This is a genomic window from Paenibacillus sp. SAFN-117 (assembly GCF_051966115.1).
GTDB lineage: Bacteria > Bacillota > Bacilli > Paenibacillales > NBRC-103111 > Paenibacillus_L > Paenibacillus_L residui.
In genome coordinates this window covers 104,770-124,981 of record NZ_JBQCLK010000017.1, presented here as the reverse complement: position 1 = coordinate 124,981, position 20,212 = coordinate 104,770, and the positions used below count along the sequence as shown (strand labels likewise).

General features: G+C 49.9%; 19 protein-coding genes. 2 read left to right on the top strand and 17 right to left on the bottom strand.

Translation table 11 applies throughout. The features are described 5' to 3' along the window. Window positions 1–366 precede the first annotated feature (366 nt). The 11 genes from ACTHRH_RS13150 to ACTHRH_RS13100 all read right to left on the bottom strand — a co-directional run bounded on the left by ACTHRH_RS13150 (window position 367) and on the right by ACTHRH_RS13100 (window position 10,780). Entirely contained in the window at window positions 367–618 is a 252-nt protein-coding gene (locus ACTHRH_RS13150; protein ID WP_144933566.1) for a hypothetical protein, read from the bottom strand. Between the two features lie 157 nt (window positions 619–775). Further along, window positions 776–1,648, bottom strand: coding sequence for a UTP--glucose-1-phosphate uridylyltransferase GalU (galU, locus tag ACTHRH_RS13145; protein WP_144933567.1), 873 nt, complete (start codon window positions 1,646–1,648; stop codon window positions 776–778). A 1-nt stretch (window position 1,649) separates the two neighbouring features. Next, a complete protein-coding gene (locus tag ACTHRH_RS13140; protein ID WP_144933568.1) occupies window positions 1,650–2,498 on the bottom strand; it encodes a PHP domain-containing protein in 849 nt (282 codons plus the stop codon). A gap of 29 nt (window positions 2,499–2,527) precedes the next feature. Further along, window positions 2,528–3,439: a selenium metabolism-associated LysR family transcriptional regulator gene (locus ACTHRH_RS13135; RefSeq protein ID WP_144933569.1), complete on the bottom strand. Its 912-nt coding sequence runs from the start codon at window positions 3,437–3,439 to the stop codon at window positions 2,528–2,530. Between the two features lie 268 nt (window positions 3,440–3,707). Then, complete coding sequence (locus ACTHRH_RS13130) at window positions 3,708–4,145, bottom strand: hypothetical protein (RefSeq protein WP_144933570.1); 438 nt, start codon at window positions 4,143–4,145, stop codon at window positions 3,708–3,710. A gap of 154 nt (window positions 4,146–4,299) precedes the next feature. Beyond that, window positions 4,300–4,563 (bottom strand): YlbG family protein, encoded by a 264-nt coding sequence (locus ACTHRH_RS13125; protein ID WP_150959720.1) that lies wholly within the window; start codon window positions 4,561–4,563, stop codon window positions 4,300–4,302. A 224-nt stretch (window positions 4,564–4,787) separates the two neighbouring features. Beyond that, window positions 4,788–5,246, bottom strand: a complete 459-nt coding sequence (locus ACTHRH_RS13120) for a YlbF family regulator (protein ID WP_150959721.1) — start codon at window positions 5,244–5,246, stop codon at window positions 4,788–4,790. 94 nt (window positions 5,247–5,340) lie between these two features. Then, window positions 5,341–7,197 carry a helicase-associated domain-containing protein gene (locus ACTHRH_RS13115; protein WP_440415892.1) on the bottom strand — a complete coding sequence of 619 codons (1,857 nt, stop codon included), beginning with the start codon at window positions 7,195–7,197 and terminating at the stop codon, window positions 5,341–5,343. Window positions 7,198–7,199: 2 nt separating this feature from the next. Then, window positions 7,200–8,891 carry a DNA repair helicase XPB gene (locus tag ACTHRH_RS13110; protein ID WP_150959723.1) on the bottom strand — a complete coding sequence of 564 codons (1,692 nt, stop codon included), beginning with the start codon at window positions 8,889–8,891 and terminating at the stop codon, window positions 7,200–7,202. Window positions 8,892–9,063: 172 nt separating this feature from the next. Beyond that, on the bottom strand, window positions 9,064–9,501 hold the full coding sequence (locus ACTHRH_RS13105; protein WP_144933575.1) for a CBS domain-containing protein: 438 nt from the start codon (window positions 9,499–9,501) through the stop codon (window positions 9,064–9,066). Window positions 9,502–9,598: 97 nt separating this feature from the next. Then, entirely contained in the window at window positions 9,599–10,780 is a 1,182-nt protein-coding gene (locus ACTHRH_RS13100; RefSeq protein WP_440415890.1) for a M20 family metallopeptidase, read from the bottom strand. 219 nt (window positions 10,781–10,999) lie between these two features. Here ACTHRH_RS13100 and ACTHRH_RS13095 point away from each other — a divergent pair, with 219 nt between their 5' ends. Both ACTHRH_RS13095 and ftsW read left to right on the top strand, forming a co-directional pair. After that, window positions 11,000–11,347: a YugN family protein gene (locus tag ACTHRH_RS13095; RefSeq protein WP_144933577.1), complete on the top strand. Its 348-nt coding sequence runs from the start codon at window positions 11,000–11,002 to the stop codon at window positions 11,345–11,347. Window positions 11,348–11,359: 12 nt separating this feature from the next. Then, entirely contained in the window at window positions 11,360–12,505 is a 1,146-nt protein-coding gene (gene ftsW / locus ACTHRH_RS13090; RefSeq protein ID WP_144933578.1) for a putative lipid II flippase FtsW, read from the top strand. A gap of 201 nt (window positions 12,506–12,706) precedes the next feature. On the opposite strand, the gene ACTHRH_RS13085 is transcribed toward ftsW, so the two are convergent. The 6 genes from ACTHRH_RS13085 to ACTHRH_RS13060 form a co-directional block, all read right to left on the bottom strand. Further along, the gene (locus tag ACTHRH_RS13085) at window positions 12,707–13,543 is read right to left on the bottom strand and encodes a phytanoyl-CoA dioxygenase family protein (RefSeq protein WP_150959725.1); all 837 of its coding nucleotides are present in this window, start codon (window positions 13,541–13,543) and stop codon (window positions 12,707–12,709) included. Window positions 13,544–13,663: 120 nt separating this feature from the next. Beyond that, window positions 13,664–15,178, bottom strand: coding sequence for an extracellular solute-binding protein (locus tag ACTHRH_RS13080; protein WP_379285409.1), 1,515 nt, complete (start codon window positions 15,176–15,178; stop codon window positions 13,664–13,666). Window positions 15,179–15,259: 81 nt separating this feature from the next. After that, a complete protein-coding gene (locus ACTHRH_RS13075) occupies window positions 15,260–16,120 on the bottom strand; it encodes a carbohydrate ABC transporter permease (RefSeq protein ID WP_379285411.1) in 861 nt (286 codons plus the stop codon). Next, window positions 16,114–17,070, bottom strand: coding sequence for an ABC transporter permease (locus ACTHRH_RS13070; protein WP_150959728.1), 957 nt, complete (start codon window positions 17,068–17,070; stop codon window positions 16,114–16,116). Before ACTHRH_RS13070 ends, ACTHRH_RS13075 begins: the two co-directional genes overlap by 7 nt. Window positions 17,071–17,294: 224 nt before the next feature. Continuing rightward, a complete protein-coding gene (locus ACTHRH_RS13065) occupies window positions 17,295–18,299 on the bottom strand; it encodes a LacI family DNA-binding transcriptional regulator (RefSeq protein ID WP_150959729.1) in 1,005 nt (334 codons plus the stop codon). 120 nt (window positions 18,300–18,419) lie between these two features. After that, a complete protein-coding gene (locus tag ACTHRH_RS13060; RefSeq protein ID WP_150959730.1) occupies window positions 18,420–20,207 on the bottom strand; it encodes a sensor histidine kinase in 1,788 nt (595 codons plus the stop codon). Window positions 20,208–20,212 lie beyond the last annotated feature (5 nt).

Below are 20,212 nucleotides of genomic sequence, written 5' to 3'. Positions count from 1 at the left end.
GCAATCCCGAGAATACCCTACTTTTTTGTCGCCTGTGAAGGCTCCAAATCTTGGTACACAGAATACTTTACGCCATCCACCGCGCGGCTTTTTCCCAAAAAGACCTGCAGTTTTGTTTGTCTTTTACATATTCCGGCGGACGACCGGGCTGTCCCGAAAGAGTTCGCATAAAACAAGAGTCTCCGGTACTGTGCGGTGCTGAAAAATCGCAAGCCGGATATAGAGACAGCCCTCTGAGTAAAAGAGGCAGTATCAGCTAAAACGTTCGGTTTTAAATACGGAGCGGAATAAGCATGCAAAACTTATACTTTCTTATTTTCAAGGAAAAGACGGCCCCGGCTTGGGACCGTCTTACAGGCCTTCCTTCTATTTCAGACAGGATCGAAGGATAATGACCAGCAAAATATAGAGTACAAGGATAGATCCTATAGAAGTGAATGCCCCGGCTACCGGAGACGGGCAGCAATGGGAAGGACCACTCGGATAGCCGTAGAAGGGAGCTACACTCGGCTTCATGTTCGGATACACATTAGCAGCGTGAATATTGGCTAATCCGTGCATGCCATAGGCAGGCATCAGATTCGCATTGGCATTAATGTTCGGACCGATACTCGACATGGAATCAACTCCTCACTAGACTAATGAACACACTGTATACTATGTAGGTGGTGAGGAGCGGATTGGATGCCTGCCTAACGCCGCGGCAAAAAGGTGTCCGCCTATCCATGAGACCTGCTGCAATGAATAGGCCCCTTGTGGTTAGCCGGCCTCCGGGTTAGTCCCAGGAATCGGTCAGCCTTCTTAAATATTGCTTTAAATGCGGAGCCAGATCCTCCCTCTGCAGAGCGAGCTCGATGGTCGCCTCAATGTAGCCGAGTTTATCCCCAACATCATAACGTCTGCCTTGCTGCAGGAAGGCCAGCATCGGCTTCGATCGGTTCATGATCTGGAGAGCGTCGGTCAATTGGATCTCCCCGCCTCGGCCGGGCTTGCAAGTCTCCAGGATGGAGAATACTTCCGGCTCTATGACATAACGGCCGATCACCGCCAAATTGGACGGAGCCTGATCGCGGTCCGGCTTCTCGACCAGGTCGCGGATGGTGGCCACGGTAGCGCTTCTGGAGGAAGGCGAAATAATCCCGTACCGGTCAACCTCGTTCCAGGGCACCTCCTGAACGGCTATGACCGATGTCTTCGCTTCCTCATACAAATCAATCATCTGCCGGATGCATGGCGGCTGGGAATCGATCACATCGTCACCCAGAAGAAGGGCGAACGGCTCATCTCCAATAAATCTTCTGGCGCACAGCACCGCATGACCGAGTCCAAGAGGCTGTTTCTGCCGGATATAATGGACGTCCACCAAATTGGACACCTGCTGAACCACTGCAAGGAGCTCGTCATTCCCCTTCTCCTCCAGCAGCATTTCCAATTCAACCGATTTGTCGAAATGATCCTCGATCGCCCGCTTATTCCTTCCGGTGACGATGATGACATCTTCTATGCCCGATTCAATCGCTTCTTCCACTATGTATTGAATGGCCGGCTTATCAACAATCGGAAGCATTTCCTTCGGCTGGGCTTTGGTAGCGGGAAGGAATCTCGTGCCCAAGCCGGCCGCCGGTATAATCGCTTTACGTATAGTCATACTAATCCCCTCTTCGCTTTTGTAATCGTTCCAGTACAGACCTGTCGACCTTGCGGTTTCCGATCGGCCCGTGAAAAACCTCGCCGCGGCGCTCCCCGTGATAGTCGGACCCGGCGGTTACGACCAAGCCATAACGGGCAGCCAGCCGCTCGTATTTGTTCTCCTCTTCCCGCGAATGGTCGGAATGGAAGGCTTCTATTCCATCGAGCCCATATGGAATGATCTCCTCAACCAGTTCGTCATCGTGATAAATACCGGGATGGGCCAGTACGGCGGTCCCCCCGGCTTCGTGTATCCAGCCGATGGCCTCCTTCGGATGAATGCGCGGAGGATTGACGTAAGCAGCGCCCCCGCTGCCCAAATATTTATCAAACGCCTCTTCCATCGTTCCGACGTAGCCTTTACGGATTAATAATTCCGCAATGTGGGGACGCCCGACCGTTTGATCTTCACCGGACGCTTTACTCGCGAGGTCTGCCAATTCCCGCATCGAAATCTCCATTCCCAACTCCCGCAGCTTCGCAAGCATCAACTCATTCCGCTTCTCTCTGACCTGGCGCAATTGCTGCAATCGATCCAGAAATACAGGGCAATGAGTATCGATATAATAACCCAATACATGGATATCCCGGCCTTTAGCTACGGTACTGATTTCCACCCCGGGCACGACGATTACCCCCAGCCGCTTGCCCTCCTCCATAGCTTCCGCAATTCCTGCCACCGTGTCGTGATCCGTTACGGCTAATCCGGCCAAGCCCGCCTCCCGGGCCAGCCGAACGTTCTCCGCAGGGGACCGGGTGCCGTCCGAAGCGCTGGTATGCGTATGTAAATCCAAATAATGTCCGTTCATTGTATCATCCTTTCCAACATGCGGCCGAGCTACAAATATTGGCTCAAATCCCGTTCTCGAATGAAAGACAGGAAGGTGAGAGCCGAGATGGGCAGCAGGGCCGATTTCAAATAGACCGAGTAGAAGCTGCGGTGAAAAGTCATTCCTTCAATCCGTTTCACTATTAGAAGCCCCAGCGCCACTTCGTGCTTGACGGATGAAGGAGACAGGATGGACAATCCGAGATTAGCCTCTACGGCCGACTTGACCGCCCCGGTGCTCCCCAGCTCCATCCCGATGCGGATGGATTCCGACTGGACTCCTTGACGCTTGAACGCTTCCTCCATGACCTGACGGGTTCCCGATCCCTGCTCCCGCAATACAAACGGGTAGGATAAGGCATCTTTCAGCGTGATTGTCTGCTGATCGGCAAGAGGATGGCCCGCAGGCAGTATAAGCAGCAGTTCGTCATTCAGCACCTTTTCCGTGTGAACATCCGGATGCTTGACAGGCGCTTCGACCAATCCGAAATTGAGCTGATGGCTCAATATTTCTTCCACGATTTGCTGTGTATTCATGACTTTCATACGGACGGAAATGTTGGGATACTCCTGACCGAACGGCCCAAGCAATCTGGGCAAAATATATTCACCGACGGTCAGGCTGGCTCCAAGCTGCAGCCTTCCTTCCAAAGTATGAGCGAATTTGGCCATCGAGCTTTCCGTTTCCTTCATCAGCTCCATACTCCGTCTGGCAAATGGAAGCAAAGCTTTGCCCGCTTCGGTCAGCTCCATTTTTTTCGTTGTCCGATTGAACATCTTCGTTCCATAATAGTCTTCCAAGGATTGAATCTGCATAGTCACCGCGGGTTGAGTCATCCTTAGCGCCTGTGCGGCACCCGAGAAGCTCCCCTTTTCGGCGACCATATAGAAGATATGAAGCTGGTGAAAGTTAGGTGCCATGTTCTTCCACCTTTCTTATATTATATCAAACAGCCGGGAGAAAGCGATTATACCCATGAAGAGCCTCTAATTAACCTTATTTAAAAAAACATCCAATGATGACTTTTCGGAGATGTTGTCGAGTAGTCCTTCCTTAAAGGTTGCTTTATGTGCGATTTAACAGAGCTTTGCCTTCGAAGCCGTTTTAATGGTCCCCAAAATCAAAAAACGCCCTCGAATCACTGTCAAAGTGATTCGGGGGCAATCGTTTACAAAATAGTTCTGCGGTTCATTTGCGCTTGCGGCTGTTCTTGATCAATGTCATTCTTCTTGAATGACGCAGCCAGGAATAATAGGACTTAAGATCTCTAAGCTCAATCGTCTCGGACATTCTTCCTAGGAAGGTAACCACAATCATTTTGTAAAGGGAATTCCCTGCAATATCCGTTTCATTCTCCAGGACGGCAAATTCAACAACCATGACCAGATCATCATCGATAAGAAAAACGTCCTGCTCATTCCGGTAATAGGGTTGGATCTGGCCTTGCTTTAATTTACTCCACAGAAATTCACATATGTCTTCAAAACCGGTTTTCCGGCTCTCGACCCGCGAGCTCCATCGGGTTCGGGCATGATGAGTAATGACAATATCGGCAATCTTCTTGTCTGACAGCACTACATAATATGGTTCATAAGTGCTCCAACGTTCCATTATCTTGTCTCTCATTTCCCGACTCCCTTCCTATCAAAAAACAGGTCTAAAAGACTATGTACAAAGATATCAACTCCCATTTTACTCTATTTTTGTCCGATTTCCAATCCATATATCCTAAAATCTGAAAAAAACTTAACCGGAGTACATGGAGATTGAGACTATTGCCTTAATAAGTATAGAAGCGGGTCTTATCAGGGACATTACGGTCATATTCGGTTTTAATTTCGCTGCGATAAGACCGTTCCACCTTTTTAACATACGGCAGCCGCTGGATATTACGCATCGTATCCTCCAACTGCTCCTTATGAACATACATCACAACGTAGTGTAGCTTTTTGGACATATAGTACACCGTGCCGTATCTCTCCAAATTTCTGGCTGGCTTTAAATCCGATACCCAAACAATCAGACCGGCTCTTTCGGTAAACATGGTCATTCCTTCTTTCTTTATCATATATATCCACTAAGTTTTCGTTTGGTGCCCCATAGGAACAAAAGAGCTTCGATGAAATCCAATTATATGCCCAAGATCTCTGCAGCGCCCTGAATGGTGTTGTATTAGCTAGCGGGATTTCTTTAGAAATGATATTGATACAACAAAAAGGCGGACGCGATGCGTCCGCCTCTACGGTTAGCCGAAAACAGTCAACTGCTTCAGCCGCAATTTCCGCTGCACGAACCGCCTGATCCACAGCCTCCCGAACCACAGCCGCTTACCGGCAGCGGATTGTTGCTGGGAACCTTGATCGTCTCCGAAACCGAATAAGCAATCGTTTCCGATATGGAGAGCAGCAGTTGGTCAAGCTTAGCTTCCGCATCCTTGAAGGCGCGTATCGCTTCATTCTTATCCATCTGCTCCTGCGCTGCCTGAACTTCCTCCAAAGCCGCATGGTAGTCCGGGTGGAAATGACCGAAGCGTTCACATTCCTCGAACTTGCGCTTCTTCTCTTTAAACTGCCGAATTAACTGCTGCGCTTCGCTATCCTCCGCCAGGCGTTCTTTCCAATATAAATAGTCCGCCATATCTTCAGAGGCGTTAATCCAATCACCCAGTTCATAGGCTTGTATCAACAAGGCCGACATGTCCAAGGCTTCGGCTTCCAGAATGCTCATTTGACCATGTCACTCCTTTTTTTTAACGTCTTCAACTTCCATCATACCACGAACCGGGGGAAGACCGTTACAAAAAAGTTGCACTTTCCATTTTCTATGAAGAAGAGCCTTTAGAAATTTCCGGAAGAATAATTTGAATCTGCTCCCATTCTTGCGGATCTACTACGCATGCCGACGTCTGAGTTCTGCCCGCTACCCGCCACTTCCCCTCACTATCCAGGATACGTATGGGAACCAGCAGGACCTCTTCCGAAGACGAAGCCAGACGCAAAGCGGCTTTCCATTCCAATGCCCTGGAAATCATCTCCTTGCGGGTGGACAAGTGATAGGAATGACATTCCCGGAACCATTTCAGCGGAACCTCTCTCCAGCCTGGGTATAATTCATCTGCTGAAGGAATAGAACAATCTATCGGCCACCGGTCCCATGCGTAATCCGAAAGAATCAGCCCGGGCCCATTGACTGTCAGGAAGGAGAAGTAAGCCGCGCCCTCATTCCTCACACCGCCGTCGGATTCATTGACATATTCGGGGGAGACTGCGGAATGGGCCCCCGTTCCCTCCGATTCCTTATTTTCCATCTCTGTCCGAGCTTCCCGGGCCGTCCATTGCATGATCATTTGAGCAACGTTATCCGGTAATCCGTACAGGGATTCATCGCGAAGACAGCCCATGCATTGCTCCAAATCGTAACCCTCGGCCAAAGCCTTATTCATGCTTTCTTTGCTAAGGCGGTATACTGCCACCTGATCCGATTGCTGCCTTTCGCACATAGCCTCCAGCATCCAACGGGTGCGAAACGGCACCCCGGGAGGAACAACGATTTCGAAATCGGGTTGGACATAGCATTTGTCCGTTTCTGCTTTCCCGTTAGGACAAGCAGCTTCCAGATCCGGCGTGAAGGTCCAGCGAAAGCAGGTCTCCTCCGCATCTGTCCCGCATTCCGCCAAATCCACCAGCCCGAGTTCAGCAAGGGGCTTTAACCAGAGGGCCAGGACGGACTCTGCATGGAATTCCTGCTTTCTCTCCTCTTCACTTAGCGGACGGCAATCCCTTAGAACATCCAGTATATCTCCTAATCTTCCCTGCCGATTCACCGGAATCCGCTCCATCAGCCAAATTACCTGATGCTGCCAAGAAGGGACATAAGGGAAGCTGATGCGAACCCAGTATGCGTACAGTATGCGCCTCATACTTTCTGTGGAAAGCTTGAGCCAATCTGCCGCACGCTCCCGACACAGCCTTAGCTCCCCATCCTTCATAACGGCCAGCCCCAGACGCAATGAGGCATCCAGCACCAACACGAGACCATTATATATATCACAATGGACATAAGGATAAGATAAGGGCCTCAGAGCGGCCGCATCAACCGTCAACAGCGAGTCTATCTTCTGCAGATGCCGCTTTGGAACAGTTCCCTTTTTGGTCAGGTGGATCTCGTTGGATGCCAAATACCGCAAAAAATAAAACAGGTCAAAGAGCAAACCGCGGCCGTAAGACGTCTCTGCAAGAGGAGCGCCGAAAGTATCCGAAGATAAAGGGACGGCACCCGGCCGGGCGATCTTCCGATGCCATAGTCTCGCCAATTCCCAAGGCAGGGCATAGATGTATTCCCCCCAAGCTTTGCGGAAGGCGAAGACCATCTGCTTCTCCTTAAGTCCGGAGAGGCCCCTGCGAATCTCCGCCCCGGCAATACCGATTTCTTCAGCCGCTTGTTCCAGCTTGACGGGATCGAAGGGGTGAGCCCCGAACCGGTCCAGAATAACTTGTAGCGTATGCTTTTCCCATTGGGCCAAATCCTCTCCCCATACCCGCTTGTCTATACTTAACTCGCCCGGGATGGTCCGCTCCGTTAAAGACCATTCCTCCAGCCGGTCACCTTCCCGCCATCCGATTAACCGGCCCGCTTCCGGCGCCGAAAGCTTTGCAGCCAGGTCAGCTAAACCAAGCATTGTTACTCTACCTCCTGAAACTCATGCTCCGCGTTCGCAAGGGTGTACCGGTAGCCCTGTTCTATAAGAAACAACTGCCGATTCAAGGCAAATTCCTGCTCCTTGGTCCCCCCGCTGACGAGGGAATAAAAATAGGAGCGGTTACTCCCCCGCTTGGGGCGTAAAATTCTGCCCAGCCTCTGGGCTTCCTCCTGTCGCGAGCCAAAGCTGCCCGAAACCTGAATAGCTACCGAAGCATCCGGGAGATCCACAGCAAAATTAGCCACCTTGGACACGATCAGAACAGGGATGGCCCCCTCCCGAAATTGCTGATACAGAATCTCACGTTCCTCATGCGGCATCGTTCCGCTAATCAACGGAGCCTGTAAATGGGCGGCAAACTTCCGAAGCTGGTCCAGGTATTGTCCGATAACGAGCGTCGGTTCTCCCTTATGCTGCTCCAACAGCTTCATCACAACATCGATTTTCCGGGGATTTTCAGCCGCTATTCTCATCTTCGCCCGTGATGCGGCCTCGTCATATTGTTTTCTTGTCTCCTCGGGAAGCTCGACAAGCAGTTCTTTGCATTCCACCTGAGCTATCCATCCCTGCTCCTCCAGCTGTTTCCACGGCATGTCATATCGCTTGGGTCCGATCAAGGAATAGACCTCCTTCTCACAGCCGTCCTCCCGCACCAGAGTAGCCGTCAGGCCTAACCGCCGGGTGGCTTGAATATCGGCGGTTACGCGGAAGATCGGGGCAGGAAGAAGATGCACCTCATCATAAATAATGAGTCCCCAATCCCGCTCGTTGAACAGCTTCATATGCCTGAATTCATCCTCTTTGCTCCGGCGATGCGTAAGAATTTGGTAGGTTGCTATCGTTACAGGCTTTACTTCCTTGGTAGAACCGTCATACTCCCCGATCATCGATTCGGACAAGGTGGTTTTGTCCAGTATTTCCCTCTTCCACTGCTTGACGGAGCTGACATTGGGCGTAAGGATAAGGGTTGCGCACTGCAGCTTGCATATCGAAGCTATTCCGATCACCGTCTTACCCGCTCCGCACGGGAGAATCAGAACGCCGCTTCCCCCATGCGCGCTTCCTTCGCGGTAGAAGGCTTCGACGGCTTCGATCTGATAATCTCTTAATTGGAAGCTTCGGCCGTCCTCCAAGGTGTCTCTCCAGTCCAGAACAAGAGCTTCCCCCTGATGAAATCCGGCACGGTCCTCTATCGGGTACCCAAGGCGAATAAGCTCCTGCTTGAGCTTTCCCCGGGCCGCTGCGTGTACTTCAACGGATTGCGGCCCTGTACGATTACCGAAGAAGTGCGATAGCGAACGATAGCTAATCAGCTCGTTTAATAAGGCAGGACTTTTGGATACAAGCATCAAACCGCCCTCTGTGCCTTCCAGCTGAAGCAATCCGAATTTATCGGTGATTTCCAGCATGTGATTGCGAACGGAGGACGGAATGCCAAATTTGCTGTAGGTTGTCAGAAAATCAATCATTTCCCCGGGGCGCCATCCGCAAGCCATGGCATTCCACAGAGACAGCGGAGTCATCTTGTAAGTATGGATATGGGGAGGGCTCTTGATCAGCTCGGCAAAGCGGCTCAAGCGATTTCGTACGGACTCGAACTCGGGATGCTCCGTTTCGAGCAGAATGGTAAAATCGTTCAATATAAATAAGGGCGGCTGAAGGCCATTATTCATAACGGCGGGCTCTCCTTCCATCATGTATGTACTATTAAGTATGAAGGAATGCCCCGTAATTTAAACATTCCGATAAATCGGGGCGCCCGGAAGCATAGAAAAAACCACGACAGCAACGGCTGATTAAAGGCCCCACAAGCCTTGTCAAACCGTATGCTTCGTGGCATGTTGATTACTTGACCGCGTTCGTCTTGTCGCTTTCGGATATTTCGCTCAGCGCTTCTCCCGCTTCGCTTTCAAATATGTGGCGCACGGCCATATCCCCGATCGAAACTACTCCGATTAACTCCCCGTTCTCGACAACGGGCAGACGGCGGATTTGCCCCCTGGCCATTATTTTGGCCGCTTCATCAACCGATGTTTCCGGCTCCACAGTCTTTATGTCACGGCTCATCAGCTGCTCTGCCGTAGCCGTGCCTTCCTTCTTCTCCGCCATTCCGCGAATGACCAGGTCACGGTCCGTCACAACGCCAAGCAGCTTCTTCCCCTCAACGACAGGCATGAACCCGGTGTCGTGCCGCTTCATTTTTAAAGCAATGTCATGAGCCGAATCCGTAGGCTTAACCGTTTCAATCTCGTCCGTCATGATATCTTTGATCTTTCTCACCAGACATTACCTCCAGAGCGAAGTTTTATGATGGGGGGACCCTTCATAGCTTTCTCTCGCCAGGGAGGTTTCATCCTTGCAATTTGTGACAGGCTCCGGCCTATTTACGGGAGTGTTCTTCCAGGAAATCAATACTGAGACCGATCAGAAGTCGGGCGGCCTGCTTCATCGACAGCTCCTCTATGTCAAAAAGAGGATGATGGTGGGGAATCGGCGCGGCTTGTTCCGGGGCTCCTGCCCCGACAAAAACAAAGCATCCGGGAACCCTCTCCAAATAATAGGAAAAATCTTCTCCGGCCATAATCTGTGGACAAGTGCGAATCCGTTCCGGGCCGTACAGTTCCTTCCCAACACGGAAAAACCTCTCGGTTTCTGCTGCATCGTTCACTACAGCCGGATAGCCCTCCTTATACTCCCAGTGGAATTTAGCCCCATGCATGGCGCATGTTTGTTCGGTAATATCGGCTATCCGCCGCCGGATCTGCTCTCTTGTCGCGGGGTCGAAGGTTCGTACCGTGCCATGCAGAATACACTGATCGGCAATGACATTGAAGCCGCTTCCCGCCTGGAACGAACCGATGGAGACTACTGCGGGAACCGTCGGGTCAATATTCCGGCTCACCACCGTTTGCAGGTTGACGACCAGATGGGAACCTACGACGATACTGTCCACGGTTTCGTGGGGAAGTCCTCCGTGGCCGCCTCTCCCTGAAATTTCGATTGCGATTTCATCGGCGTTGGCCATCATCGGTCCGGCTTTGCAATAGGCATATCCAACGGGAAACGGCGACCACAGATGAACCCCGTAAATCACATCGACGTCCTCAAGCACCCTATCGGAAATCATAGGCAAGGCGCCACCCGGACTGATCTCCTCCGCCGGTTGGAAGATAAACCGGATGTTTCCCTTAAGGCTATCCCGGATTTCGCTTAATATCGTTGCGACCCCAAGCAGTTGGGCCGTATGAGCGTCATGACCGCAAGCGTGCATGACTCCCGGTACCTGCGAGGCATAATCAACCTTCTTCTCATCCTGGATAGGCAGAGCATCCATGTCGGCTCTCAGAGCAACGGTAGGCCCCGGACGGCCTCCCCGCAGCAAGGCGGTCACTCCATAGCCGCCGACATTTCGTCTGACCTCCAGGCCCAAGCCCTCCAGCCGGCCTGCCACAAATTCGGAAGTTTCCTTCTCCTGATATGACAATTCCGGATGCCGGTGCAAATGTCTTCTCCAGCGCACCATCTCCGGATAGATTCTCTCCAGTCTCTGCTCTACGTCCATCCTTCTCGCCTCCGTCAACAACTTCTTGCCTATATTTTATCAAACCATAATGTGCTTTCCTATCCATGGAACCGAATTAACCGTCATACCTGCCACAAAATAGCCACATTTAGCAAGATTTCGGACCGGGCTTTAGGGTTGCACAAGTTTGGGAAACATACTATCATGAAAATGATATACCTATACTGACTGGATGCCAAATAGATCGGAGGATATTACATGATAATCGAAAATACAGGCTTAAATGGAATGAAGAGCGATCTTGCTTATCTGGACAAGGTAACGTCTGAGGTTGGTTTTGTCCGTTGGCAATGGGAATATTATCGGGCAACTTACGATTACAAAATAGAAGACGCCAAATCGGGAGAGACCTACTTTCTGAGAATAAATACCCGTGTAGAAATCGGAAAGCTGGAGCGTCCGGACACCATTCTTAATATTGAACAAGTCTACATAGGCAGGGCTACCTTCCCGCACGGACTGGAATACACTTCTCCTATTCCGCAAGCCGTTCTGGACCTGGCTAAGCGCAAGCTTACGGAACTTAAGGCCAAGCTTGAACAATAAGAAGGCGAATCTATGAATCCCCCTCGAAGAGGAACGCCCGATTTCCTGCTGTTGTTTCTGACTTTCGCCCTGGCGGGTTTCGGTCTGCTAATGGTCTACAGTTCCAGCTCCGCAATTGCTTTGTCGGATGAGATCTATGGAGGAGATTCATTCTATTTTGCCAAACGCCAAGCCATCGCCATGATCCTTGGGTTGTTCGCTATGATTTTCGTAATGAATGTGCATTACAAGCTTCTTCGCAAGTGGACGCCGGTCATCTTTCTAATTACCCTTGTTCTGCTTGCGCTTGTGCCGTTCATCGGGAGTGGTCCCTTAGGCGTTCGAAGTTGGTTCAGGCTGGGGCCGTTCAACCTGCAGCCGACCGAATTTGCCAAGCTGTCCATCGTTCTATATTTGGCCAGCCTGATAACGAAGAAAGGGGATAAGTTCCAAGATTTCAAGAAGGGCCTGCTGCCCGCCCTGATTATTATCGGGCTCGTCGGCTTCATGATCATGCAGCAGCCGGATATGGGCTCATGTGCCATTCTTGTGCTTGGAGCAATGACCGTCGTTATTGCCGGGGGCGCCAATCTTAAGCATCTGGGGATTATAAGCGGAATCGGTGTTGGAATTGCCGGACTGGCCCTTGGGATCATGGCATTGGCCGGACACGGATTTGACAGCTACCGGTTCAACCGGTTTCGGGTATTTATGGATCCGTGGTCCGACCCGTTGGACACGGGCTTTCAAATTATCCAATCCCTGTACGCCTTCGGACACGGTGGATTTACCGGGGCGGGCTTCGGACAGAGTATTCAGAAGCTTCATTACCTGCCCGAGGCGCATAATGACTTTATTTTTGCGATCATCGGTGAGGAGCTTGGTTTTCTCGGAACCTCCCTGTTTCTGCTGGTCTACGTCTTATTTATCTGGCGGGGGATTATCATCTCGCTGCGCTGCCCGGATACGTTCGGAATGCTGGTCGGTATCGGGATTATGAGCACCATTGGCATTCAAGCTCTTGTTAATATCGGGGGCGTAACGAACAGCATACCGATGACGGGGATAACGCTGCCCTTCATCAGCTACGGAGGATCATCCATATTGGCTACTTTGATCGGAATGGGAATTGTCCTCGGGATATCCAGATATACCAATAATCAGACAGCAAATAAGTAGCCTCCTAGATAATCTATGGTAACAATATATAGAAGGTACGATCGTTACGGCTAAATTAGCTGACGAAAAACACGCGGAGAATTCGACTTCTCCGCGTGTTTTGCTGCCCAGTTATAGGGCTCTGGTAAGAAGAGGCGTTTATGTCAAATAAATAATTCCAATCCTGCCTTCATATCTTGCAGATTGTCTAAGATCATGAACCTATTGATAAACGGATTCCGCTTCTTTCGTTAATCCAAGCCAATATTTCTTGAGCGGGACCATCGGCTCCTCCGGTACGTAATACTTAAAGCAATTGTCACTGATCTCCCCAAGCAGTTGCCGTCTGATCGGATCAGCTCCTTCAACAATTTTCGGAGAAGCCTTGTGATAGTCAATCGGCCTTATCCATAGCGGGCTGTACCCGATAAACAGCTGACGTCTCTCGAAGCCGGAGCGGTTATGGGAGCCGGCATGCCACAAATTTTGGGCAAAGATAAACGCGTCTCCCGGCTTACCGCATATCGCCATCTCGTTCTCCAGCGGTATATCCACATCGGTCTGGACCGGATGGAAATTCGCTTTGCGGTGGCTTCCCGGAATGATTTTTGTATTACCGCGATCCGGCTCCGACATATCGCTTAGAATATAGCAGATTTTGATGTAATAGATTGAAGTTAGTCCGGCGATCCTGGGAAATTGAGGATGCGGGCCGTCCTGATGCCAATTGATGAAGCTGTTGGTCGCCGTCTTGACATCGTTCGGATTAGGCTTGCGAACCGTTAAATGGGAAATGTGAAGCTGGATGTTGAAGCCAAGCAGGTTAACCATGAGCGGCAGCAGGTCGGGATGATCAATCAGTGAAAGAATGGCCGGGTCACGCTCTACGCTGTTATAAATATTATAGGCAAGCGATTCAGGCTCTTCCGAAATGATCCGGTCAACGGCCGTATTTAATTCCTGTACTTTTTCTTGGGACAGCACATTTCGCAGCAGCAGGTACCCCTCTTCATGAAATTGTTTTACTAATGAAGGGATATCCAGGTTCATTGAATTCATCAAGCTCATCCTCCAATTCAATTTACTCGTGTAAATTTTATTTTAAAGAAAAAGGAGATTCACAACTCTTCTCCCTTTTCTTAGTTTAAATTTTACTCGTGTAGATCTCGTTGTCAACCTTTATTTTCCATAACCTAATTTCTTTAGCTGCTCTATTGCGGAGTCCACATAAAGCTTGTAATTCATCGTCGTTTCCATCGTTTTCAGAAAATCATCGTATTCGGAAATCGGCCGCTGGCCATATATAAATTTGGTGAATTCCTCTTCCAGGTATCGGTTGGCATCCGCAGGATTATATCCCTCCGGGTAACTGACAAATCCGTTCAACACCTCGATCCGGGGATGAGTGCTGGCGAACTCAATATAATCCGCTTGGCGTTTGAACTTAACCTGCAGGTACTCTCTTTCGGGGCGGCCCGTAAATTGATACAGCCATGTATAGCCGGCTTCCTCCCCCATGAGCTCGGTAGGAACTACTTTACCCCCTTCCAAATTATAGTGCCTGCCTTCCACGCCGAATTGAACAAGCCGGGATCCCTCCTCGCTGGAGACGTAATTCAGAAGCTCGAAAATTTTGTTAAGCTTGTCGGGATTATTTTCCAATGATTTAGGAAGCGAATACATAGCTCCGGCGTTTCCGATGTCCCAAGAGTTGGCGTACGCCCCTCCCGGCCCTTCGGGGGTTGCCAGTTGGATCCACTCCGCATTCGGATTGACGGTCTTGATCTGTTCAACAATTTCATCCTTGCTTATATTAGCCCAGTCAATAAATAACATGCCTGCCTGGCCTTTGATCGCTTTCTCCTGATGCAGCAGCCCGGAATTGGCCATAATCTCGGGATCGACCACCCCGGCGCTTATCATTTTATTGAAGAATGCCAGCGCGTCCTTCATGGCCGGATCGTATAGCGAATTAATAACTTCCCCGTCCTTGACGAAAAATTCCCCCGGGTTAACCGTGCCGAATGAACCGTATAAAGGAGCAAAAGTGCTTAAAGATCCTCCCGTGTAGCCGATTGTGTCATGCTTGCCGTTCTGGTCGGGGTCGTCCTCCGTAAATGCTCTCGCTACCTCAAAAAACTCATCGATAGTTTTAGGAATTTCCAGCTTCAAATTGTCCAGCCAGTCCTTGCGGATCCATATCGTCATGCTGGGAATTCCCGGCGCCTTCGGCAGGGCGTAGACCTTACCGTCCACCATTCCTTTTTTCACCGTATCTTCGCCAATAAAATCTATGACCGTCTGCAAATTTTTTTCCAAATAAGGTGTTAAATCCAGCAGCAGGTTCTGCTTCTGATATTGCTGTAACTGGGCTTTATTCACCCCGAACAGATCGGGAAAATTACCGGATGCCATACGAACATTCAATTGATTTTGATAATCGTCCGCGCTTCCATAGGAAGTCAGTACGATATCGGCATTAAGCGCTTTGTCCAGCTCCTGCTTGACGAAATCCTTGTCCGGAGAAGGCAGCCCGCTGGCGCTTTGCATAATCTCCAGCTTAATCGCCTGACCGGGCGGTTGGGCAGAAGACCCTCCCGTTCCACCTGCGTCTTTGCTTGAGATACACCCGGCTAATACAGCCGACAGCAGCAGAACGGCTGCCGGCAGAGCTATCGCTTTATTCGCTTTCATAGTACACCCCTTCTTCCAATCATTTTTTTATTGAATCATTCGGAATATGGCCCGCCATCCGCGGGATTACTCCTCCTGCCTTCAACCTTTGATAGATCCCAGAAGCATCCCTTTCGTAAAGTATTTTTGTAAGAATGGGTAAACGACAATAATAGGCAATGAGGCTAATACGACCGCCGCCATTTGCAAGGTTTGTGTAGGCGTCATGTTCTCTACGTTTTCCATTGGCTGTTGGGTCTGCATCAATATTTCGCGTACTACAACTTGCAGAGGAAACAGATTTCGATCCGTTATATACATAATCGCCTGAAAGAAATCATTCCAATGTCCTACCGCATAGAACAACGATATGGTTGCCATAACGGACAGAGAGAGCGGCAGCGCCATCTGAACAAGAATCCGAAATTCTCCGGCCCCGTCCATTCTCGCAGATTCAAATATCTCCTCGGGCAGCTGCTCAAAGAAGCTTTTGACTATTAGTACGTTGAAGCTGCCTATCAGCGTAGGAAGAATGAGCGCCCATAAGGAGTTAAGCAGTCCCATCGCCTTGACAATCAGATAAGTCGGGACGATCCCCCCGGAGAACAGCATCGTAAACAGGATCATCATCAGGAACAGGCTTCGGCCGGGAAGCCATTTACGGCTCAACGGGTACGCCATTAGGACGGTAAACAGCATATTCAGAAATGTCCCGGCCACGGTTACGAGGACCGTTACTCCTAAAGCCTTGACCATACCGGCTTCTTGAAGCAAAGTTTTGTAGGCGCTGAAGGTAATCTGCCTTGGAATAATCGGAAAGGAGCCGCTTCGCAGCACCTCGCCCAACGGAGTAAGGGAGACGGACACAACATACAGAAGAGGAAAGACCGCCACGATACCGCACAGCGACAGGATGACAATGACCACCATATTAAACAGCCGATCTCCAGCTCCCGTTACCATATTCCTTCCCCCCATCTCCGCGCAATCTTATTGGAAAGGAGTACGAGCACGAGTCCAATCGCTGATTTAAACAGCCCTACCGCCGAAGCCAGACTGAAATTCAATTGCAGCAATCCGGTTCGGAATACCCAAGTATCAATAATGTCTGCAACCGGATATACCTGCAGGTTGTATAAAATATAGATTTGCCCGAAACCGGCATCCAGAATATGACCGAGGTTCAGGATAAACAGCATGACGATAACCGACCGAATTCCGGGCAAGGTGATATGCCATATCATTCGCAAACGGCTGGCACCGTCTACGCGGGCCGCTTCATATAACGTCGGATCGATTCCCGACATGGCCGCCAGATAAATAATCGCACCCCAACCCAAGTTCTGCCAAATTTCCGATCCTACAAGTATGGATCTGAAATAAGCGGTTGAAGTCATGAACGGAATCGCTTCCCCGCCCAGCAGCTTTATCCAGTGGTTAATCAATCCGGAGGATTGAGAGAGCAGGGCAATCAAAATGCCGTAAATAATAACCCAGGACAAGAAATGAGGCATGTACGTCAAGGTCTGGACCAGCGATCTAAACCATCTCACCCGGCATTCGTTTAATAGAAGCGCCATGATAATGGGCGGGAAAATACCGAAAATAAGCTTGTATACACTGATAAGGATCGTGTTTCTCAGCAGCTGATAAAAGTAAGGGGATTCAAAAAAAGTAAGAAAATGCTTGTTCCACGGATCGGCCCACGGGCTCTTCACAATACCGTCCACTATGCTGAAATCCTTAAACGCGATAATTACGCCGTACATAGGTAAATACTTGAATATCAAATAATAAATAACCCCGGGCAGCAGCATAAAATAGAGCGCTTTCAATTGCCAGATCCGTCTCAGCAGTATAGCTTTTTTGACTTTAAAACGAGGCGATGGATTGGCCGCAATCGGTTGATTCATAGAGTCCCCCCCGTTATTCTCCAAGATTTCCACAGACCGGATAAAGTCTAAGGTTATTATAGCAACGCCTGATCGCATGGCTCTATGCAGTAATCTTGTCAAAATAGGATGTATCCGTACATTTTATACGGGGGGCTTTATCTTGGAAGGCTTAAGGAACATTGGTGCAGTGTGGCATCCCGCCGGAAGCAGAGCAAAGCGCCCCCTCATCAAGAGCGGGCGCTTCAGGCGGTATAGGGGCCGGAGGATTGCCTGACTATAAGCTCATGGCCAAGTGTTTCTTGACCTAACGATGGTTTTTCTTTGTTCGCCGTACTCAGAATGCTATCTATCGCCATGAAGCCGCTATGCCGACGCGGAAAATGTATGGTGGTCACTGCAGGGGTTGTATGGGAAGCCATCAATATGTTCTCGCAACCGACTATGGAAAGCTCTCCGGGAACAGATAAGCCCTTGTCCTTACAGGCCGATAACACGCCAATCGCCATAAGATCGTTGGCACATACCATCGCGCTGAAAGGAAGCTGCGGTTGCTCACATAGCCGATTGGACATTTCCGCATAGGCGGCTTCAAGCCTGCCGTCGGCAAGCAGCAGCCATTCTTCTTCAAATTGCATCCCCGTCTCGCGAATAGCGCGCTTAAATTGCTGATAGCGAAAATGATGGTGATGGTCCTTCATCCTGTTGCCTATAAAGCCTATCCGGCGGTGTCCATTCTGCTGCAAATAGCGCAAAATATCCAGCATAGCCTTATGCCAATCAATATCCAGGATTTGAATCGAAGGGGCGGCATGCACAGGCGTAGTGATGGAATAGAGAGGGATGTCCAATCGATTGAAATATTCCGCAGTTTCCGGTTTGAGGCTCTGTCCGAGCAAAATCAGGCCGTCCGTTCTTCCCATGAAGATCGTCTTGAGCCTCTCTTCTTCCTCCTGCAGAAAAGTTTGAAAAATTAAGGATTGCCCATACTCTCTCGCCTTGGCTTCCAAACCGAGAGAAATTCCGGTCTCAAATGGATTTCCCAAATTATTGAAGAGCACACCGAGCTGATTTGTTCTCTTGGTCTTCAGGCTGCGGGCCGCCAGATTGGGATTATAGCCCAGTTCTTCAATAGATTTCAAAACCCGCTGCCGGGTAGACTCCTTCACGTTGTTTTTGTTATTGATCACATAAGACACTACCGCTACCGATACACCGGCGTGCTTGGCCACATCGTTTCGGGTAATCATTGGCATTCTCCTTGATAACAAGTAAGTTCAAGATCACGATAGCCTTAATCCTGCAGCTATGTCAAGCTTTGACTGGAGACAGCCAAGAATGGCTTCTAGCGACCTTCCCGCAGTTTTACGTCAGCCCGTCCCCGTTTCCCGGATCCATTGCTTTTCCCCCCATTCCTCTCCAGAGGGGATGGCCGGCAGCGAAATGACGGTAATGGTTCCCGCGTTTCTGAAACTGCGTACGCGCAGACCGTAAGGAGATCCGTAATACAACCGGATTCTTTCATAAACATTGGACATTCCAATGCCGGTAAACCGTTCCCGCGGTAATGGAAGGCGGCGGTTGGTATATAAATCCTTGTACAGTTCAGGCTCCATACCGATGCCATTGTCACGGATGACAAGACGTAATCTTCCCCTGCGGACCTCTCCCCGGATCATTATTCGCCCCCCTTCCTGCCCTTTAGGCAGAATCCCGTGAAATATAGAATTTTCGACTATCGGCTGAAGGGTCAGCTTGAGAATGGGCATGGAAAGCGCTTCTTCCGTGATCTGACATTGGAACAAAATCTTGTCCCCGTATCTGGTTCTTTGAATTTGCATATATTGATGCAAGCCTTCTACTTCCTCTTTCAACCTTACAAATTCAGAAGTCTTATCAAAAGTAAATTTCAACACTCCCACCAGTGCGCGAATCGTTGCCGTCACTTCCCGGCTTCGCTGCTGCCGGGCCAGACTGCCGATGCATGCAAGAGTATTGTATAGAAAATGAGGGGCGATCTGACTCTGCAGCACTTTCAGCTCCAATTCCTTCTTCCGCGCTTCCATCTCCTTGGTCTCTTTAAGTAAGCTTTGAATCCGTTCCATCATCGCATGAAAGCTGCGGGCCAGCCTTCCGATTTCGTCATTCCGTCTTGTCTCAACGTTAGGGACGACCGCCATGTCTCGGACCCTGTCCATTCTCAAGGCCAACAATCGGATCGGGCGGGTAAAGAACTTGGACATGACATAAGCCATTACCAAAAGGATGACAAACATGATCATACCTGCTGTCTTATAACTGTCATATAGCACCTTAAGACTCTGGTAGAAATAGCTTTCTTTCATAAAAAGAACAAGTGACCAGCCAAGCCGGTTCTGTCCGGACTTCAGAGTCACGAGCGGACCCTCGGGTCCTTTATATTCGCCTGAGCCATAAGGAAGAGCGGCCACATCAGCAAGGAAAGCATCGGGTAACGTCGCCGGATAAACCGTCCTTATCATCGGCAGCAATCCGTTAGCGGTATCATACAGCACTATCTGTTGTTTGCCTGAAATGATTGCAAAGGTTTGATTACCGGAAGAAATATCGATCAGTTTACGGCGAAGCTTCTCCAGGTCCAGTTCAACCACGGCCACCCCGATCCGTTCATTATATGAATTCAGCATAGGCCGGGCGATGGCAACCGTCCGTCCCGATTGAGGCGACCAATAAGGCTCGCTTATCATGGCCGTGTAATTCAGCCTGGCCTGTTCGTAAATTTCAGGCAGCTCCGGATTCCCCAGCACCTCATAGAACACTTGGGAGCTGCTGTAAACCTTGCCGTCATCGCGGATAATATAAAGCGTTTTCAATATTGTGCTGTTAGTCTCCGCGACAGATCTTAAAAAGTCAGTAATTTCCTTCTCCCCGGCCGATTGCAAAAGGTCGGTCCTTGAAGACAAAAGCAGCAGGATATTTTGCCCATTGTCAAGATAGGAATCGAGAAACTGATTGGTCCGATTCATTAATTTTTGGGCATCGTCGATAATTTGCGCTTTAAACAGCTTCGCCGTTTGCTGATAATTGGTAACGGCAAGGAACAGGAAGATGGACAAGGTGACGGCAAACAAAAGCAGGAACTGCTTTGTCGCCATATTCCAATTGCGGATACGGTTCATCGGCA

Coding starts and splice junctions, on each gene's coding strand:
- ACTHRH_RS13150 (WP_144933566.1), bottom strand. CDS start 618: ATGTCGAGTATCGGTCCGAACATTAATGCCAATGCGAATCTGATGCCT.
- galU (WP_144933567.1), bottom strand. CDS start 1,648: ATGACTATACGTAAAGCGATTATACCGGCGGCCGGCTTGGGCACGAGA.
- ACTHRH_RS13140 (WP_144933568.1), bottom strand. CDS start 2,498: ATGAACGGACATTATTTGGATTTACATACGCATACCAGCGCTTCGGAC.
- ACTHRH_RS13135 (WP_144933569.1), bottom strand. CDS start 3,439: ATGGCACCTAACTTTCACCAGCTTCATATCTTCTATATGGTCGCCGAA.
- ACTHRH_RS13130 (WP_144933570.1), bottom strand. CDS start 4,145: ATGAGAGACAAGATAATGGAACGTTGGAGCACTTATGAACCATATTAT.
- ACTHRH_RS13125 (WP_150959720.1), bottom strand. CDS start 4,563: ATGTTTACCGAAAGAGCCGGTCTGATTGTTTGGGTATCGGATTTAAAG.
- ACTHRH_RS13120 (WP_150959721.1), bottom strand. CDS start 5,246: ATGAGCATTCTGGAAGCCGAAGCCTTGGACATGTCGGCCTTGTTGATA.
- ACTHRH_RS13115 (WP_440415892.1), bottom strand. CDS start 7,197: ATGCTTGGTTTAGCTGACCTGGCTGCAAAGCTTTCGGCGCCGGAAGCG.
- ACTHRH_RS13110 (WP_150959723.1), bottom strand. CDS start 8,891: ATGAATAATGGCCTTCAGCCGCCCTTATTTATATTGAACGATTTTACC.
- ACTHRH_RS13100 (WP_440415890.1), bottom strand. CDS start 10,780: ATGGACGTAGAGCAGAGACTGGAGAGAATCTATCCGGAGATGGTGCGC.
- ACTHRH_RS13095 (WP_144933577.1), top strand. CDS start 11,000: ATGATAATCGAAAATACAGGCTTAAATGGAATGAAGAGCGATCTTGCT.
- ftsW (WP_144933578.1), top strand. CDS start 11,360: ATGAATCCCCCTCGAAGAGGAACGCCCGATTTCCTGCTGTTGTTTCTG.
- ACTHRH_RS13085 (WP_150959725.1), bottom strand. CDS start 13,543: ATGAATTCAATGAACCTGGATATCCCTTCATTAGTAAAACAATTTCAT.
- ACTHRH_RS13080 (WP_379285409.1), bottom strand. CDS start 15,178: ATGAAAGCGAATAAAGCGATAGCTCTGCCGGCAGCCGTTCTGCTGCTG.
- ACTHRH_RS13075 (WP_379285411.1), bottom strand. CDS start 16,120: ATGGTAACGGGAGCTGGAGATCGGCTGTTTAATATGGTGGTCATTGTC.
- ACTHRH_RS13070 (WP_150959728.1), bottom strand. CDS start 17,070: ATGAATCAACCGATTGCGGCCAATCCATCGCCTCGTTTTAAAGTCAAA.
- ACTHRH_RS13065 (WP_150959729.1), bottom strand. CDS start 18,299: ATGATTACCCGAAACGATGTGGCCAAGCACGCCGGTGTATCGGTAGCG.
- ACTHRH_RS13060 (WP_150959730.1), bottom strand. CDS start 20,207: ATGAACCGTATCCGCAATTGGAATATGGCGACAAAGCAGTTCCTGCTT.